Here is a 17,663-nt window from a genome sequence, read left to right as displayed (position 1 = left end):
ATTTATTTTTCTTTTTATTAAAAATAATTAGAATTTTTATAATTAATTCTATGAGCGATAATTCACATGATCTTTCTAGCAAACTAGTAAGAAGAAGGGTACAATGATAAGAGTTGTGTCTGTAAAATAATAATTAATGGAGTTTTGTTTATAATGAAAAAGTTAAAATATCTTTTTGTTTTTGGGATTATACTTGCTGCTGCATTTTTTATAGGAAAAGATAAAATCATGCAAAAGGCGCAAGTTCTACGCTTAGAGTTTCTATCTGAAATGAAAGAAGCAGCTATGATTGAAGATGTTCCGTTTATTAAACAATTACCAGAATTACCTCGAGGATGTGAAGTGACAAGTTTAGCTATGTTGCTGCAATATAAAGGTGTACAAGTAGATAAGATGCAACTTGCTAGCGAAATTCATCGTGTTCCATTTGAACAAAATGGTTTGCGTGGAAATCCTTACGAGGGATTTGTGGGAAATATTTATACAAAGGCAGAGCCTGGATATGGTGTATACAATAAACCAATCTTTGATTTAGCAGAAAAATATGTTCCTGAAAAAGTAATTAATTTAACAGGTAGAGACATGCAAGATATATATAAAGTAATTAGTTCTGGTTCTCCGGTATGGGTCATTATTAATACGACGTTTAAGCCGCTAGCTGAAAGTAGTTTTGAAACATGGAATACGAGTTCAGGCGAAGTGAAAATTACATATTATGAGCATAGTGCAGTAGTAATTGGATATGATCAAAACTTTGTATATGTAAATGATCCTCTTAAAAATAATCCGCGCTTGGCTGTTCCGCGAGCAGAATTTGAGAAAGCTTGGGAGCAAATGGGAAAACAAGCAATTACTATTTTATAATAATGAAAAAGTCATCTTTTGGATGGCTTTTTCTTTTTAGTTTATCATCACTGAAAATTCAGAAGATTCTTTTAAAAGTTAACAATTCACGTTATAATAACATTTAACTTGGTGAAGAAGGGGAGAAGAGAAATGGATGTTGCAAAGGAACTTGTTTTGTCAAAAAATCAGTTGGTTGAGTGGAGAAGGCATTTTCATAAGTATCCAGAGTTATCTTTTCAAGAAGAGAAAACATCGCAGTTTGTGTTCGATATACTTCGGAAATTCCCATATTTAGAAGTGTCACGGCCGACTAAATATAGTGTGATGGCAAAGTTAGTAGGTAAACATCCGGGCAAAACAGTTGCGATTCGAGCCGATATGGATGCTCTTCCTATTCATGAAGAAAATGAGTTTGATTTTATTTCTATATATAAAGGTGTAATGCATGCATGTGGTCATGATGGACATATAGCGATATTACTTGGGGTTGTACATAAGTTAGTAGAAGAAAGAGAGAAAATTAAAGGGGAGATTCGTTTTCTATTCCAACATGCTGAAGAGAATTTTCCTGGTGGTGCAGAGGAGATGGTTGCTGCAGGTGTAATGGAAGGTGTGGATTATATTATTGGTGCTCACCTTTGGGCGTCATTAGAGGTTGGGAAAATAGGTGTTATTTATGGCCCTGCAATGGCTGCACCGGATGTTTTTAAAATTAAGATAGAGGGAAAAGGTGGACATGCTGGAATCCCTCATGAAACGGTGGATAGTATTGCAATTGGAACACAAGTCGTTTCGCAACTTCAGCAAATTGTATCTCGCCTCACGAATCCATTAGATTCTCTCGTAATATCTGTTACACAATTTCATGCGGGGACAACTCATAATGTAATACCAGAGCAAGCCGAGATTGAAGGGACAGTAAGAAGTTTAAGACATGAATTACGAGGTGAAACAGAGAAGAAGATTGAGCGGATTGTGAAGCATATTACGGAATCTTACGGAGCGAAATATACATTTTCATATGAATATGGGTATCGACCAGTTGTAAATGACTATGAAGCTACAGAGCTTATTGAACAAACGGCATTACAACTTTATGGAAGGGATAGAGTTGTTCGTTTACAGCCGACTATGGCTGGAGAAGATTTTTCAGCGTTTTTACAAAAGGCACCGGGGACATTCTTTTTTATCGGAGCGGGAAATAAAGAGAAAGGTATTATATATCCTCACCATCACCCTCGTTTTACGATTGACGAAGATGCATTGCCGATTGGAGTGGAAGTCTTTGTATCAGCCATTATGAACTTTATAAGTAAAGGAGAATGAGATGAAGAAAATACACATTCTAGCGCTTATCCCAGTTCTTTGTTTAGTAGTTGGGCCAATATTTGCGAATTCAGTTACTCCTTACGTATTAGGGATGCCATTTTTATTATTTTGGGTATTATTATCAGTGTTTATTACATCTTTTTGTATGGGGCTTGTGTACGTGTTTGATCCTGCTAATAAGGAGGATGTAAAATGACTGCATTACTTATCATTATTTTATTTTTGTTTCTCGCACTATTTTTAGGGATTCGGGCACAACATGGAAAAGATATGAATTTAGAGCAATGGTCAGTTGGGGGAAGAGGGTTTGGCACTATTTTTGTTTTTCTCCTTATGGCAGGTGAAATTTATACGACGTTTACATTTTTGGGAGGAAGTGGCTGGGCATATAGTAAAGGAGCACCTACCTTTTATATTTTAGGTTATGGCGCTTTAGCTTATCTTTTATCGTATTTTTTATTGCCACCGATTTGGAAGTATGCGAAAGAGCATAACCTTGTTTCACAGTCGGATTTTTTTGCGAAGAAATATAGAAGTAAAGCGCTTGGACTTATTGTTTCGATTGTTGGTGTTGTTTCCATCATCCCATATCTTGTTTTACAGTTAAAAGGACTGGGAATTATCGTTTCAGAAGCTTCTTACGGAAGGGTGTCACCTGTTGTTGCGGTTTGGATTGGTGCTATTGTTATAACTATATATGTAATGGTTTCAGGTATACATGGTTCGGCTTGGACGGCCGCTTTGAAGGATATTATGATACTGTTTATCGTTATGTTTTTAGGTATATATTTACCGTATCATTATTATGGAGGATTTCAGCCGATGTTTGAGGCTGTAGAGGCAGCGAAACCGGGATTTTTATCTTTATCTGAAGAAGGAATGAGTATTTCTTGGTTTGTTTCTACTATTATATTAACGGCCCTCGGTTTCTATATGTGGCCTCATACATTTGCTTCTGCTTTTTCTGCAAAAAATGAAAAAGTATTTCGTAAAAATGCAGCAATTATGCCATTGTATTCTTTAGTTTTACTTTTCGTATTTTTTGCAGGATTTGCTGCTATATTACAGGTTCCGGGATTAAAAGGAGCGGATGTAGACCTTTCATTGTTCAGACTTGCTCTTCAAACGTTTGACCCTTGGTTTATTGGAATTATTGGTAGTGCGGGAGTATTAACGGCATTGGTTCCGGGTTCGATGCTTGTTATGGCGGCTTCTACACTGTTAGCGAAAAATATTTATCGAACGATAGTTCCATCTGCTTCAGATAGACAAGTTGCTAAGATGGCAAAATTATTTGTGCCTGTAGTAACGCTCGTGGCAGTTTTATTTACATTTAAAGGAGGAGAAACGATAGGAGCGCTTCTATTAATGGGATACAGTATTGTTACACAACTTTTCCCTGCACTTGTATGTAGCTTGTTTCCACGTCAAATTATTACGAAGCAAGGGGCGATTGCAGGAATGGGAGTTGGGCTATTAGTGGTCGCATATATTACCTTATCTGGTTCAACTATAGCCACGATGTTTCCGAGCTTCCCGCAGTATATAAAAGATTTGAATGTAGGTATAGTCGCATTGTTAATTAATATAATTGTGATGTTTGTAGTTAGTGGACTTACAAAAGGTGTATCTATAAAGAAAAACAATACAATAGTAGAAAAGTAATTCGTTTATCCCGCATTAACGGGCAGTAAGACCCTCAACTCAAAATTAAGCGGAAGCAAAGAAGTTAGGTAGGGGCCCTGCTGCCTGTAAAAGTCCGATTGGTGAGGGCTGATTAAAGTTTTACTTTATTAGAGCTATCTTTGAAAAGAGATAGCTCTTTTTTGTATATATTTTCTTCAATTAGCGGAATCTAACTAAAAACTTGTTGAAAAGGAAGTTAGGTGGGGAAATTGTTAGAGCTTGAAGGTAACTTATTTGAAGTTATGAAAGAAATTAGGGATGAGTTAGGTTCACCTAATGATTTAACAATTAGAGAAGTTGTTCTTGCTGGGAGTTTTACACGTTGTGCGGTTGTGTTTTTATGTGGGTTAACAGACAAGGATAATGTTTATAAATATGTAGTTCGTACTCTTCAATATGAAGAAGTGCAAAATGAAGCGGCTGTCGTTCAGACGTTATTGGATCGTTTTATTTCTATTGCGGAAGTGGGTAAGAAGACAACGTTTCCGGATATTATAAATGCGATTTTAGCGGGAGATACAGTTATATTAATTGATAATATTCAAACTGCTATCGTTATTAATAGTAGGGCTTGGGAGAAGAGAAGTTTAGAGCCACCAGTGACAGAAGATTTAATACGCGGACCGAGAGTTGGATTAAATGAAGATATTAATGTGAATAAAATGTTAATCCGACGCAGTTTACGCGATCCAAAGTTGAGGTTCCAATCTTATATTATGGGGAAGCGATCGCAGAAAGAAGTAACCCTAGTATATATAGAAGATATTATTAATCCTCACATTGTAAAAGAGTTAGATCGCCGTCTTCAATCAATAGTGACAGATATTATTTTGGAAACAGGTACGATTGAACAATTAATTCAGGATAATAATTTATCTCCATTTCCACAGTTTTTGAATACAGAGAGGCCAGATAATATTATAGCGTCATTAGCGAAGGGAAAAGCGGCCATTTTAGTAGACGGATCTCCGTTTGCTCTTATTGCACCGCTTGTGTTTGTTGATATTTTTCAATCTGTAGAAGATCATTACGAGCGCTGGGTGATTGGAACGTTACTAAGATTTTTACGTATGGGTTCAGGTATAATCGCGGTTTTGTTACCAGCTATGTATGTAGCACTTGTATCTTATCATCAAGGACTTATTCCTTCTAAACTGGCTTATTCAATTGCAGGTGCGAGGGAAGGTGTTCCGTTCCCAGCATATATTGAAACGTTAATGATGGCCTTGACTATGGAATTAATACGAGAAGCTGGAATCCGATTGCCCAAACCAATGGGACAAACGATAGGGATTGTAGGAGGTCTTGTAATTGGAGAAGCTGCGGTAAATGCAGGGATTGTAAATCCGTTTTTAGTTATTATTATTGCAGTTACTGCGATTGCTACGTTCTCGCTTCCTGTATATAGTATTACGATTACGTTCCGGATTTTACTTTTCGTCTTTGTATTAGCTGCAACTGCTTTTGGGTTGTATGGGATCATTCTAGCTCTGATTGCACTTGCTGTTCATATTACAAATTTAACAAGTGTTGGTATACCGTATACAACTCCAATTGCTCCTGCATTTTATAAAGATTGGAAAGAAGAATTTATTCGCATACCAAAAGCGATGTTGAAAGATAGACCGGAGTACTTACAAACAAAAGATTCTACAATACGTCCAAAGGAGCGAAAATAATTGAAACCATTTGAGTATGGCGATGAAGAGATTGGATCTCGGGAAATTGGGTTTGCGGTATCATCGACCATTATTGGTATAGGGGCATTGTCTATGCCAAGAGATATTGCTAACCAAACTTTATTTTCGGACGGTTGGATTATCTTGCTTTTGGGTGGACTGATTTGCGCAGTTTTAGGCTGGTTTGTGACGAGAGTGGCTATCTTATTTCCAAAACAAAATTTTGTTCAATATACGAGTGCGCATTTGACGAAGCCTGTTGCATACACAATTAGTAGTATTTTAGTATTAACGTTTGCTGCTTTGACAGCGTATGAATCGCGAATGATTTCAGTTATTTCTCAAACGTATTTATTTAGTGATACACCAATACAACTACTGTCTTTTTTCTTCTTATTAGTTGTTATTTATGGAATAGCAGGATCAAGAGCAGCCTTATTAAGGTTAAATGTTTTATTCTTGCCTATTGTTTTAATTGCGATAGTACTTCTTTCTTTATTGAATATAAATTTAATGGAAATAAATAATTTACTACCAGCTTTTCAAACGAAAGTAAGTCAATATGCTGTTGGAGTTAAAAATTCTATTTTTACGTTTATTGGATTTGAAGTAGCTTTATTTTATGCGGTGTTGCTGAATGATAAGACAGCGAAAAAAGCGCCAATGGCAGTCGCGAAAGCGGTGATGGTAAACGTGCTGTCATACATTTTAATTTATGTAACTTGTATTAGTGTTTTTACGTATATGACAACACGTGGATTGACATATCCAACAATTGAATTAGGGAAAGAAATTGAAATTGGTGGAGGATTTTTAGAAAGGTTTGATGCGATTTTTTTTACGACTTGGATTATTACTATTTATAACACTACAGCAATGTATTATGACGTCGCATCTTTATTGTTTTGTGCTATGTTTCCGAAAGTGAAGAAACAAATTTTTATTTTCATAAGTGCCCCTATTATTTTTATGGTGAATATGATACCTAGTAGTTTAAATACTTTATCAAGTTATGGGACTTATTTAGCTTGGATAGATATGGGGTTTGTTGTGTTAGCTCCTTTGCTCGTTTTAATTGTATATAAAATAAAAAGAAGGAATGGTGGAAATGAAACACCTTCTTAAAATTATAATGGTTATGGCTTTAACTGGATTTATGAGTGGGTGTTCTGAGTTAGAAGAGATAGAAGAAAGAGGATTTGTAGTAGGAGCGGCTTACGATATTGTGAAGGAGAAGAAAGCGAATCCAATTATGAAAGGGACCTATCAGATGGTACTCCCCAGTAAATTGTCTCAACAGGGTGGACAAGGGGGTGGGGATAGCGAAAATTATATTAATGTTAGTGCAAAAGCAGATAGTGTATTTGAACAAATAAGAATAATCGCCAAAAAAATTAGTCGTACATTATTTTTCCCTCATATACAGGTGATTATTTTCTCTGAAGAATTACTTTCACATCCATACATTTTACAAAATACGTTAGATGTATATATTCGCGATCATGAGATGAGAAGAAATATTCGTTTGTTCGTTTCTAATAAAAATGCCGAAGCTATTTTAAAACAAAGTGCCAAGCCTGAAAATTTACCGGCGCAGTATATTGATATGTTAGCTGAACACCCTCCGAAAAATGCCCAAATGATTGAGGCTGCAAGAATTGGTGAGGTGCAGGAAAAGATGATCTCTAACCGAAGTTTTGTATTACCTATTCTGGAACTAACAAAACAAGGAGTACAAATGAACGGTGCAGCATTGTTTCGTGGAAAGGATAATAAATGTGTAGGCAATTTGAGTGGGGAAGAAACAGTAGGGATGAATTATATAATAGGCAAAAAAATTGGAGGTTTTTTTACCATCCGTAAAAAGAATCAACTTATTACATATGAAATTCATAAGTTACGTCGAAAAATTAAAGTATCCACAACGAATGCTACAAAACCAAAGTTTGATATTCATTTATCTCTGGAAGGCACATTGGCTGAGTTGCATTTCAGTGATCATAAAAAGGTTTTGAATGAAAAGCGTTTAGAGAAGGATATATCGGAAGAAATGGAGGAGCGTATTCAAAAATCGATTAAGCTTGTTCAAAAAAAATATAAGGTAGATGTATTAGAGTTAGGGGAAGTGTATAAGCGACATAATTATAAAGAGTGGACAAAAATAAGTAAGAATTGGGATCAAGGCGAAAATTACTTTAGTAATGCTGAAATTACTGTTCATGTTCATCCAACAATTGAACATTCAGGTTCAGCTTTACCGAAAAGAGTGAAATAAGGTGATGAAAGTTGTTTACTGGATTAGGAATTAGTTGCACGATATTAATGGCAGTTCTTCCAGGAACTATATATTTTATTCATAAAAAACTCACAACGTATGGAGCACAGCCGTGGAATACTGATGTGCAAAAAAAGAAACCTGAATAATTTCAGGTTTCTTTCGTGCAAAGCATATGTGAAGGGGGATACCTTCTATGTATGCTTTGCTTTATACAAGCCCTAACCAATGTACCAATTGTGTAGAGAGGAATGTAACAACAATGGCGATAACGGTAGGGATTGCAAACGATAAGAATGTCCATTTTGCACTTTTTGTTTCTTTGTATATATTAACAAGTGTTGTTCCGCACGGGAAATGAAGAAGTGAGAACAACATTGTGTTTAACGCTGTTAACCAAGTCCAACCATTTTCTAGGAATAGATTTTTAATTTGATTAAAATCATCTATTTCAGTTAAAGCCCCAGTTGATAAGTAAGACATTAATAAAATTGGGATTACAATTTCATTAGCGGGTAGTCCAAGAATGAATGCAGCTAGAATAAACCCGTCAAGTCCTAACATTTTAGCAAATGGATCTAGGAAGTTTACAAAATACATAAGTAAGCTTGTGTCACCGATAAAAATGTTAGCAAGTAACCAAGTTAATGCAGCCGCAGGGGCAGCAACAACTATAGCTCGTTTTAAAACATAGATTGATTTATCGAGTGTTGCGCGAACAATGGTATTCCAAACTTTTGGCTTGCGGTACGGAGGTAACTCAAGTGTGTAGTGAGTTGGAATCCCTTTTAAGGCTGTCTTTGATAGTACCCAAGAAACAGTTAATGTCATAATAACACCAATTACAACCATTCCAACTACAACGCCAGCAGTAACCAATGTTTGCATACTGCCGGTATAACCAGCAGCCATAAATAGTGAAGCCATTAAAATTAACATAGGCCAGCGACCGTTACAAGGAACGAAGTTGTTCGTTAAAATTGCTAGCATACGTTCACGTGGTGATTCAATGATACGTGTTGACATAATGGCTGCTGCATTACAACCAAATCCCATTGCCATTGTTAAAGATTGTTTCCCGTGTGCGCCGGATCGTTTGAATAAGCGGTCCATATTAAACGCGACACGTGGTAAGTATCCGTAGTTTTCTAATAGCGCGAACATAGGGAAAAAGATTGCCATAGGTGGTAACATAACGCTAATAACAGCACCGATACCACGGAACAAACCAAGTATTAAAATGCCATGTAACCATTCAGGTGCATGCGCTGCTTGGAACCAAGATGTTAAATATCCTTCGGCCCATCCGAAGAATTCGGCAATCATATCAGATGGTACGTTAGCGCCTGCAATTGTAAGATAAAAAATAATAGATAAAATACCGAGCATAATTGGGAATCCCCAGATTGGAGATGTGAAAATTTTATCTAGTTTTTCAGAACGATATAATTTATCAGTATTTGTATATTGGACAGATTCTTTACATATGCTTGCAGATGTTCGGTAAATATCTCCGACTATATCATCTCGTATATCTTCTTTTGAAAGTGTTTGTGCATGTTGAATAATATAGTCTAATGGAAGACCTTTACTGGCTGAGTGAGATTCCATTAATTACGACCTCCCTTACAAGTGGTTCATTATGGTGTTTTTGAAGTGTAGTTAAGAAATTTTTATCTCCATCTAATATACGTAACGCAATCCAACGTGCTGGATACGTATCACCGAACACTTTATAAATTTGTGGTTCTAATTCCTGAATCATATTTTCAATTTTTTCGCTGTAAGTAATTTTAATTGGTGTTGGAATTAGTTTTTTATTTGCTACTCTTGCAATAACATTTAGCAAATGACCAATACCTACTCGGTTACGTGCTGAAATTTTAACGACAGGTACACCAAGTGATTTTGCTAATTTCTTTTCATCGATAACAATCCCTTTTTTCTCGGCTTCATCAATTAAGTTAATGCAAATGACTACATTATTTGTCATCTCCATCACCTGGAGTGCTAAATTTAAATTTCTTTCCATAGCAGTTGCGTCTATAACAACTACAGTTACTTCTGGTTTTTCAAATATAATATAATCCCTCGCTACTTCTTCGTCTGCGGAATTTGAGTATAGTGAGTAAGTTCCCGGTAAATCTATTAATGTATAATTACTTCCGTTATGTTCATATTCTCCTTCAGCTTTTAAAACAGTTTTTCCCGTCCAGTTTCCAGTATGTTGTTTTAAGCCTGTTAAAGTATTAAATAATGTACTTTTCCCTGTATTCGGGTTACCAGCTAAAGCGATACGATGTTTGCTCATCTGAAATCATCTCCTATTAATACCCCGAAAATAAGGGAGCTTTCTTCTTTACGCAGTGCAATAGTTGTGTTGCTCACTTGATAAGCGACCGGATCTCCAAGTGGACTGCGTTGCAATACTTTAATCGTCGCCCCCGGGATAAATCCCAAATCTAATAAGCGTCGTTTCATAGTTCCTTCTAATTGTATCTTCTCAATTTGTACAAACTCTCCTATTTTAAATTCGGAAAGTGGTTTTATATTAGCCGATACCATAAAAGTTACCTCATCTCTATATTTTTAGTTTGAGTTTAAAAAGTTTCCTAAGGTAAACTTTTTGTTAGTAATATAGTAGACTACATTGGATTATGTTGTCAATTAGTACTTTAAAAATATTCATTTATTTTTAGAATTGTTCCAATTTATTTAGTTGTACTAAAAAATATTACTGAAATTATTTTTAATGTGCATAAATTAGGTGTGTAAAAATTACAAAATACAGCGGAATTGTAAATGTAACTTTAACGAAAAGGGAAAAAGAGAGAAAAACATTTACATTGAATTTACATTGTTAAGAATATATTTACATTGCAGCGTAGTTAGTGTGGTTTTTGTTGGGTTATTTAACTATAAATGTTGGGATTTCTAGCTTTTAAGGATTATTATCGTCATTTACTTAAAATTAAAAATTGCTTAACACTCACATAATATTGTTGTCCTACAATGAATTTGTGTTCGAAAGAAAACGAATTCGAAAAGTGATAATCCAAATGGGGGTACAAGACATGGTTATGAAAAAAGGTATTAAATTTTCTTTAGCAGCTTTAGTGGTAGCAGGAGCATTAGTTGGTTGTGGGAAAGCAGAAGATACAACTAGTAAAGAAACTGCTAAAGGAAGCGATAATACAAAACAAGAATTATCAGGTACGATTGCAGCGGCTGGTTCTACAGCTCTTCTACCTCTTGCGGAGGAAGCTGGAAAGAAATTCATGGAGAAAAATTCAAAAGTTTCTATTCAAGTTCAAGGTGGCGGTAGTGGAACTGGGATTAACCAAGTAGCATCTGGTGCAGTACAAATTGGTAATTCAGATGTTCCGTCCGGAGATAAAATAAAAGATGCTGAAAAGGCGAAAGAATTAGTAGATAACAAGGTAGCGGGTATTGCATTCGCTCTTGTCGTAAATAAAGATGTAAAAGTTGATAACTTAACAATGCAACAAGTACAAGATATCTTCACTGGAAAAGTAACAAACTGGAAAGAAGTAGGCGGAAAAGATGAAAAAATCAATGTAATTAATCGTCCGGCTTCATCTGGTACACGTGCTACATTTGAAAAAACGATTATGAAAGACGCGAAAATTAATGATGGAACTGGTACAACACAAGATTCTAACGGTGCAGTAGAGCAAGCGATTAACTCTACTCCTGGTTCGGTGAGTTATTTAGCAATGTCTTACATGGTCGGCGAGAAAAAAGGCGCACTACAAACAGTGAAAATTGATGGTGCTGAACCGAAAGTTGAAAACATTGCGTCTGGTAAATATCCATTCTGGTCTTACGAATATATGGTAACAAAAGGTGAAGCGAAGGAAGCGACGAAAGCTTACATCGATTATGTAAAAGGTAAAGATTTTGAAAAGCAAGTAGAAGATATGGGCTACATTCCAATGTCTAAATTAAATAAGTAATAAAATTTTATGGGGCTGGCTGCAAGGCCAGTCCTGTTCATTTCAATCTGTGAAGTGGGGTCTGTCCTGTGATGAAGGGGAAAAAACAAATTAATTACGTAAAAAGTGAATATATAGGAAGATCACTTGTTACGTTTTGTGGTATTTTTATTGTTTTAATTACATTAGCTATTATTGCGTTTATTTGTGGGAAAGGTATTCAATCTTTTACACAAAGTGGTATCTCATTTACTGAGATGTTAACATCGACAAAATGGAATCCAAATGCTGATCAAGGATCCTTCGGGGCTTTAATTTTCATTGTAGGTTCAACGGTGGTTTCGTTAGGTGCGGTTATTATTAGTGCACCAATTGCTATAGCTCTTGCTATATTCATGAATTTAATTTCGCCAAAATTTGGAAATAAAGTATTGAAGCCTGTTCTAGAATTGTTAGTTGGTATTCCTTCGGTTGTATACGGATTATTAGGTGTTACGATTTTAGTACCACTATTACGTGATTCGTTTGGGGGAGTAGGCTTTAGCTTAATTGCAGGTATTGTTGTATTAAGTATTATGATTTTACCTACTATTGCTAGTATCGCTTCTGATGCAATACGTTCTGTTCCATTTGATTATTTAGAAGCTTCTTATGGTCTAGGATCAACGAAATGGCAAGCGATTAGCCGAGTAATTGTTCCTGCTGCGAAGAAAGGGATTTTAACAGGTGTTGTTTTAGGTTTAGCGCGTGCTTTTGGTGAAGCGCTAGCGATTCAAATGGTAATCGGGAATACGATTAAATTACCAGAAGGAATATATAGTCCGACAGCGACGTTAACTGGTATTTTAACAATGGACATGACGAATACATTGAACGGAACTGCTTGGAACAATGCGCTATGGACTTTAGCGATGATTTTACTTGTTATTTCATTCCTGTTTATTTTAGTAATTCGAGCGATTGGGCAAAGAGGTGAGCGATAATAATGAATGCAAGAACGGTAAATAAAGTTTGGACAGGTATCTTTTATGCGGTTGCAGCTTTAGTTGTAGCTTTGCTAGTGTTCTTAGTATTTGAAATTTTACAAAAGGGATGGGGATTTTGGGATCCTAATTTCTTGTTTGGAGAACCAAGCAATACAAGAGCTGGTGGTGGGATTGGCCCGCAGTTATTCAATTCCTTCTACATGCTTGTTATAACGCTTATTATATCTATTCCTCTTGGATTAGGTGCTGGAATATATTTAGCAGAGTACGCAAAACAAGGACGTTTTTTAAATTTTGTTCGTCTATGTATAGAGACGATGGCGTCTTTACCTTCTATTGTTGTTGGTTTATTTGGTTTGTTAGTGTTCGTTACAATGACAGGTTGGGGATACACAGTAATGGGTGGTGCTCTTGCTTTAACTATTTTAAATTTACCAGGTTTAACGCGTGTTTGTGAAAATGCGATTTCAGAAGTTCCTCATAATGTAAAAGAGGCAAGTCTTGGATTAGGTGCAACGAAGTGGCAAACAATCGCTCGTATTATTATCCCATCGTCATTACCACAAATTATTACAGGGATTATTTTAGCGGCGGGTCGTATATTTGGGGAAGCGGCAGCATTAATTTACACAGCGGGTTTAACATCCCCGATTTTAAATTCAGCAGCGGATTTATCAAGTCCTGCGCATCCTTTAAATCCGTTTAGACCAGCTGAAACATTAGCGGTTCACATTTGGAAATTAAATTCTGAAGGAGTTATTCCAGATGCGAAGTTGATTGCGACAAAATCTGCAGCTGTATTAATTATTATGGTATTACTATTCAATGTTATTTCACGCTTGATAGCATCTATATTACACAAGCGCTTTACAGGAACGAAAAGAAAAAGTAAAACAACGAAAAAGGTAAAAGCGGCATAAATTATAAAGAAGAACTCTCTATTTATAGGTAGGGGGTTCTTTTGTATTTTAATATAGAAGGAATGGATGTAATGATTGTTGAATTTGTGATTAATTATAAAGAAGAACAGATGTAATTTGGATTGTGGATTCTAGTAAACCTATAGAGCAATATGTGGAAAAAATGATGGATTTTATGAATAAATAGAGAGAAGGCGTTATCTTCATTTGTGAAGGTAACGCCTTTTGTTTTTAAATATCAGGTGTTTCTGTAGAAGTGCTTATTTTCCTACGGGAGCGTCTTTTTCTCCCGATTTTATCTAATAGTTCATACATAACTGGAACGACTACTAATGTAAGAGCAGTTGAGACTGCCAAACCGCCGATGACGACGACGGCTAAACTTTTTGATACCATACTTCCTGCTTGGGATTGGCCGAATAGGAGTGGGAGCATAGCAACGATTGTTGTAATAGCTGTCATAATAATTGGGCGTAGTCTAGTAGAACCTGCTTCAAGTAAGGCTTCTCTAGTTTCCATTCCGTGTTCCCGATTTTGTTGGACTCTTTCTATTAATACAATAGCGTTTGTAACAACAATCCCGATTAACATTAATGCGCCGATCAAGGAATTTACATCAACAGGTGTTCGTGAAATGATTAATCCTAAAATACCACCGACAGCAGCTAACGGTAAGGAGAATAGGATTGCAAAAGGAGCACGTGCTTGCCCGAAGGTGATAACCATAATTAAATATACAATCCCGATTGCAATCCCCATAATTTTGAATAAATCTGTAAAATTCTCTTGCATAGATTCAGTAGCTCCTGCGATATTTACTTTTGCACCACTAGGTAAATCTAAGTCAGTCATCGCTTTATTTACTGCTGTGTTTACTTTACTCAAATCTTCATTTGAAGCTTCGGCTGTAATTTGGATTGTTTCTTTTCCGTCTTTATGGAAAATTTCTGTTTGCGTTTGTTTTTCTGAAATAGTTGCGATGTCTTTTAAAGGTATTGGTCCATTAATAGGTGATAGTATGTTTGTATTTAAAATATCTTCTTGTTTATTAATGTTTTCTTTTTTGTGTTCTATCATAATAGTAGCTTTTTCGTTATTAATTGTAATTTCGCCAATAGGTGATTTCTTCATAAGGAATGCTACTTGTTGCGCAGCTATTTCTGGTGTTAAACCTAGTTGTTCAGCCTTTGTTTGATCAATATCAATTTGCCATTCTTTTTTAGAGTCTTCTAAATTTGTTTTTACTTTAGAAAGATCATCCATGCTTTTTAGTTTTGTTTCAACGATAGTAGCCGCCTCTTTTAAATCCGCTTCGTTAGTAGCTGTTACGTTAAATTGTAAGTTATTGCCGCCGCCAGAGCTTGAATAACTTGTTTTTATATAATCAAGTTCAGCAGGCTCAAAAGTTTTATTTTCCTTTTTTAATTCTTTAATATATTGATCAATATCAAAACCTTTTTTAAAGACTACGAATATACTAGCGAGGTTATTTTTAGTTGTTTGCCCCCATTGTGCATCTTCTGCGCTAGATCCCATTCGTAAAATAACGTCTGTTATATCTGAATTAGAAAGTAATTTCTTTTCAAAATCAAATGCTTTTTGTTTTTGAGATTCAGCATTATAATCGGCTGGAAATGTCATGTTAATAGATAACATTGTGTCGTCTTCAGATTTTATGTTTGCTTTCGGTAGTAATATATAAGCTGCAATTGATCCTACAAATAATAAAAATGCAGTAAGTAGAATAATGAATTTATGAGAAAGAGCCCACTTTAATGTAGCGACATATCGTGATGAAGAACTTGGCTTTCGATGCTTTGTTTTTTTGAGTAGTAAAAAAGCCATAAGTGGAACAACTGTTAGTGCAACGATTAAGGATGATAGTATAGAATATACAACTGCTAATACCATAGGTAACATTAATTTTCCGATTGCTCCCGATACGAGGCCGATAGGTAAAAAAACAGCGACCGTTGTTAAAGTAGAAGAAGTAATTGCGACTGCGACTTCTTTCGTTGCATCGAGAATGATATCTTTAGAGAAAGAATCTTTTTGTAAACGGCGGAAAATATTCTCGATGACAACGATACTATCATCGACGAGACGTCCAACCGCAACAGCTAAACCACCGAGGGTTAAAATGTTAAGCGTAATGTTAGATTGATGTAGTAAAAAGAGTGTTAATAAAATAGATAATGGAATACTGACAACAGCGATGAGTGTTGTTCGGAAGTTACGTAAAAAGATTAAGATAATTAGAGTTGCAGCGATTGCTCCAAGTATTACTTCTTTTCCCATGCTAGTAACAGCATTTTCAACTTGTTCATGGGTTGAAGCCAAAAGTTTAATAGAAAATTGATCTTTATATTCCTTATCTATCTCTTTAACTTTTTTATCAATCTCTTTTCCAATGGCAACTGCATTTTTACTCGGTTCTTTCATGATGATTAATCCTGTGCCTTCTTCTCCGTTTATATGTGAGATTGTATCGTAGTGTTGTTTAATTTCAATTTGAGCAATGTCTTGCAATTTCACTTGGGGTGCCACAGTGATGTTTTTAATGTCATTTACATTTTTTATGTCCCCAATGACGCGGAGGTTGTATTCTTCCTGATTAACAGTAATTGCCCCAGCTGGAGTAGAAGTTTCTTTTCCTTGTAAAACAGTTAGTACCTGCTGTGATGTTACGTTTTTGTTTTTTAATTGGTTCGGATCAAGTACGATAGATAATTCAGAGGTGGATTTTCCGAAAAACATAACGTTGGCAACACCATCAATGTTTTCGAGTTGTGGTACGATTTCTTTTTCAATTTGTTTTTCATCTGCTTTTGAAAAACCGTTTTGTTTCTGGATAGTAATTTGAGCGAGTGGAATCATAGAAGTGTTTAATTGACTAACTACGGGCTTGGTTACATCTTTAGGTAATTTAATTGTATTGACGGCTTTTTCGACTTCGCGTGCTGCATCTTTCATGTTTGCTTTTGATGTATACGCAATGTCGATACGTGATAATCCCTCGTATGTAGAAGAAGTAATGGTGTCGACGTGTTCTAAATTGCGAAATTGTTTTTCGAGAGGGTCAGTTACATCCTTTGTCATCGTTTCAGCGTCGAGTCCTTGAGATAAGGTTGTGACGGTAATTGCCGGATTGTCGATACTTGGTAAAAATTCCATAGGTAATTTAGAGCCGGAATAAACACCGAGTATGGAAATGAGAAAGATCATGATGATAATGGCAGCTCGGTTTTTTAATGAAAACTTTGTTAACCTATCCATAAAATAATTCCTCCATTGGTTTATTTATAGTTGAGTGCGTCCTTTCTTACTATATAACAAAAAATGGATATTTTTCATTAATTAAATGTAAAAAAATTCTAACAATATACTTAAGTTTATATTAGGATTGGAATGTTGTTAATTTGTAGGGGGGAATTTTCGAATGAGAAGGAAGGGGATAATGCGTGCGAGTGGCTGTTTAATGTAGATGGGATTTTTTCTTACGGCTAATTTGTATAGTTATTTTATAGAAGGATAATTATTATAAACCTTAATATAGAAGAGAATGAAAATTTGGGAAGGTATTGTGAAATTCAATTTTGTTGAATGAAGTGTAGTAGTATACAATCAGAATAACTATTTTTAGTAGAGAGGATAATAGTTATTTCTATAGAAGAAAGTAGGGTAGATAATTTTTTTATATTTTTATAAAAAAACACTTGTTATTTAAAAAGTGTGATGGTATATTAATAAACGTCGCTGATGCGGAAACGCAGAAAACGACAAAAAAGAAATTTTAAAACTTAGTTGACATCGAAAAATGAAGATGTTAATATGATGAAGTCGCTTCTGAAGCGGCGGATAAGTTCTTTGAAAACTGAACGAAACAAACAACGTGAAACGTCAATTTTTATTTTAGATGCTAGACAAACTAACTTTATTGGAGAGTTTGATCCTGGCTCAGGATGAACGCTGGCGGCGTGCCTAAT

15 protein-coding genes are annotated in these 17,663 nt (G+C 35.5%); 11 read left to right on the top strand and 4 right to left on the bottom strand.

The window, feature by feature from the left end:
- Positions 1-153 precede the first annotated feature (153 nt).
- From AC22L0_RS25385 to AC22L0_RS25350, 8 genes are all read left to right on the top strand, one after another.
- Positions 154-864, top strand: coding sequence for a C39 family peptidase (locus tag AC22L0_RS25385; protein ID WP_000734488.1), 711 nt, complete (start codon positions 154-156; stop codon positions 862-864).
- A gap of 132 nt (positions 865-996) precedes the next feature.
- Positions 997-2,172, top strand: a complete 1,176-nt coding sequence (locus AC22L0_RS25380) for an amidohydrolase (protein WP_000382127.1) — start codon at positions 997-999, stop codon at positions 2,170-2,172.
- 1 nt (position 2,173) lies between these two features.
- Positions 2,174-2,371 carry a DUF3311 domain-containing protein gene (locus AC22L0_RS25375; RefSeq protein ID WP_000719833.1) on the top strand — a complete coding sequence of 66 codons (198 nt, stop codon included), beginning with the start codon at positions 2,174-2,176 and terminating at the stop codon, positions 2,369-2,371.
- Positions 2,368-3,840, top strand: coding sequence for a sodium:solute symporter family protein (locus AC22L0_RS25370; RefSeq protein ID WP_087964875.1), 1,473 nt, complete (start codon positions 2,368-2,370; stop codon positions 3,838-3,840). Before AC22L0_RS25375 ends, AC22L0_RS25370 begins: the two co-directional genes overlap by 4 nt.
- 221 nt (positions 3,841-4,061) lie before the next feature.
- On the top strand, positions 4,062-5,540 hold the full coding sequence (gene gerLA / locus AC22L0_RS25365; protein ID WP_002060757.1) for a spore germination protein GerLA: 1,479 nt from the start codon (positions 4,062-4,064) through the stop codon (positions 5,538-5,540).
- Positions 5,541-6,665 (top strand): spore germination protein GerLB, encoded by a 1,125-nt coding sequence (gene gerLB, locus AC22L0_RS25360; protein WP_000802008.1) that lies wholly within the window; start codon positions 5,541-5,543, stop codon positions 6,663-6,665.
- On the top strand, positions 6,649-7,815 hold the full coding sequence (gerLC, locus tag AC22L0_RS25355) for a spore germination protein GerLC (protein WP_140158276.1): 1,167 nt from the start codon (positions 6,649-6,651) through the stop codon (positions 7,813-7,815). Before gerLB ends, gerLC begins: the two co-directional genes overlap by 17 nt.
- Before the next feature lie 11 nt (positions 7,816-7,826).
- Positions 7,827-7,964, top strand: a complete 138-nt coding sequence (locus AC22L0_RS25350) for a hypothetical protein (RefSeq protein ID WP_000493997.1) — start codon at positions 7,827-7,829, stop codon at positions 7,962-7,964.
- A 61-nt stretch (positions 7,965-8,025) separates the two neighbouring features.
- On the opposite strand, the gene AC22L0_RS25345 is transcribed toward AC22L0_RS25350, so the two are convergent.
- Genes AC22L0_RS25345 through AC22L0_RS25335 form a run of 3 tightly spaced genes read right to left on the bottom strand, consistent with a single transcriptional unit; the run spans position 8,026 to position 10,380 of the window.
- Positions 8,026-9,426 carry a nucleoside recognition domain-containing protein gene (locus AC22L0_RS25345; RefSeq protein ID WP_000443624.1) on the bottom strand — a complete coding sequence of 467 codons (1,401 nt, stop codon included), beginning with the start codon at positions 9,424-9,426 and terminating at the stop codon, positions 8,026-8,028.
- Positions 9,404-10,126: a FeoB small GTPase domain-containing protein gene (locus tag AC22L0_RS25340; RefSeq protein WP_000033868.1), complete on the bottom strand. Its 723-nt coding sequence runs from the start codon at positions 10,124-10,126 to the stop codon at positions 9,404-9,406. The genes AC22L0_RS25345 and AC22L0_RS25340 overlap by 23 nt, the downstream gene beginning before the upstream one ends.
- Entirely contained in the window at positions 10,123-10,380 is a 258-nt protein-coding gene (locus AC22L0_RS25335; protein ID WP_000252982.1) for a FeoA family protein, read from the bottom strand. The genes AC22L0_RS25340 and AC22L0_RS25335 overlap by 4 nt, the downstream gene beginning before the upstream one ends.
- A 509-nt stretch (positions 10,381-10,889) precedes the next feature.
- On the opposite strand from AC22L0_RS25335, the gene AC22L0_RS25330 reads away from it, so the two are divergent.
- The 3 genes from AC22L0_RS25330 (at position 10,890) to pstA (ending at position 13,677) form a co-directional block, all read left to right on the top strand.
- A complete protein-coding gene (locus tag AC22L0_RS25330) occupies positions 10,890-11,792 on the top strand; it encodes a phosphate ABC transporter substrate-binding protein PstS family protein (protein ID WP_000245109.1) in 903 nt (300 codons plus the stop codon).
- Between the two features lie 71 nt (positions 11,793-11,863).
- Positions 11,864-12,754 (top strand): phosphate ABC transporter permease subunit PstC, encoded by an 891-nt coding sequence (gene pstC / locus AC22L0_RS25325; RefSeq protein WP_140160680.1) that lies wholly within the window; start codon positions 11,864-11,866, stop codon positions 12,752-12,754.
- A 2-nt stretch (positions 12,755-12,756) separates the two neighbouring features.
- The gene (gene pstA, locus AC22L0_RS25320; RefSeq protein WP_000994140.1) at positions 12,757-13,677 is read left to right on the top strand and encodes a phosphate ABC transporter permease PstA; all 921 of its coding nucleotides are present in this window, start codon (positions 12,757-12,759) and stop codon (positions 13,675-13,677) included.
- A 231-nt stretch (positions 13,678-13,908) separates the two neighbouring features.
- On the opposite strand, the gene AC22L0_RS25315 is transcribed toward pstA, so the two are convergent.
- Positions 13,909-16,953, bottom strand: a complete 3,045-nt coding sequence (locus AC22L0_RS25315) for an efflux RND transporter permease subunit (protein WP_087964879.1) — start codon at positions 16,951-16,953, stop codon at positions 13,909-13,911.
- Between the last annotated feature and the right edge of the window lie 710 nt (positions 16,954-17,663).

This window comes from Bacillus sp. LQ01, from assembly GCF_057624735.1.
Note: the sequence above shows the minus strand (reverse complement) of the source record. Positions and strands in the feature narration are given on the sequence as shown.

What these genes read in the sequence shown, in the direction of transcription:
- AC22L0_RS25380 (WP_000382127.1), top strand. Translation starts at nt 997, where the DNA reads ATGGATGTTGCAAAGGAACTTGTTTTGTCAAAAAATCAGTTGGTTGAG.
- AC22L0_RS25345 (WP_000443624.1), bottom strand. Translation starts at nt 9,426, where the DNA reads ATGGAATCTCACTCAGCCAGTAAAGGTCTTCCATTAGACTATATTATT.
- AC22L0_RS25340 (WP_000033868.1), bottom strand. Translation starts at nt 10,126, where the DNA reads ATGAGCAAACATCGTATCGCTTTAGCTGGTAACCCGAATACAGGGAAA.
- pstA (WP_000994140.1), top strand. Translation starts at nt 12,757, where the DNA reads ATGAATGCAAGAACGGTAAATAAAGTTTGGACAGGTATCTTTTATGCG.
- gerLC (WP_140158276.1), top strand. Translation starts at nt 6,649, where the DNA reads ATGAAACACCTTCTTAAAATTATAATGGTTATGGCTTTAACTGGATTT.
- pstC (WP_140160680.1), top strand. Translation starts at nt 11,864, where the DNA reads ATGAAGGGGAAAAAACAAATTAATTACGTAAAAAGTGAATATATAGGA.
- AC22L0_RS25315 (WP_087964879.1), bottom strand. Translation starts at nt 16,953, where the DNA reads ATGGATAGGTTAACAAAGTTTTCATTAAAAAACCGAGCTGCCATTATC.
- AC22L0_RS25375 (WP_000719833.1), top strand. Translation starts at nt 2,174, where the DNA reads ATGAAGAAAATACACATTCTAGCGCTTATCCCAGTTCTTTGTTTAGTA.
- AC22L0_RS25370 (WP_087964875.1), top strand. Translation starts at nt 2,368, where the DNA reads ATGACTGCATTACTTATCATTATTTTATTTTTGTTTCTCGCACTATTT.
- AC22L0_RS25335 (WP_000252982.1), bottom strand. Translation starts at nt 10,380, where the DNA reads ATGGTATCGGCTAATATAAAACCACTTTCCGAATTTAAAATAGGAGAG.
- AC22L0_RS25330 (WP_000245109.1), top strand. Translation starts at nt 10,890, where the DNA reads ATGGTTATGAAAAAAGGTATTAAATTTTCTTTAGCAGCTTTAGTGGTA.
- AC22L0_RS25385 (WP_000734488.1), top strand. Translation starts at nt 154, where the DNA reads ATGAAAAAGTTAAAATATCTTTTTGTTTTTGGGATTATACTTGCTGCT.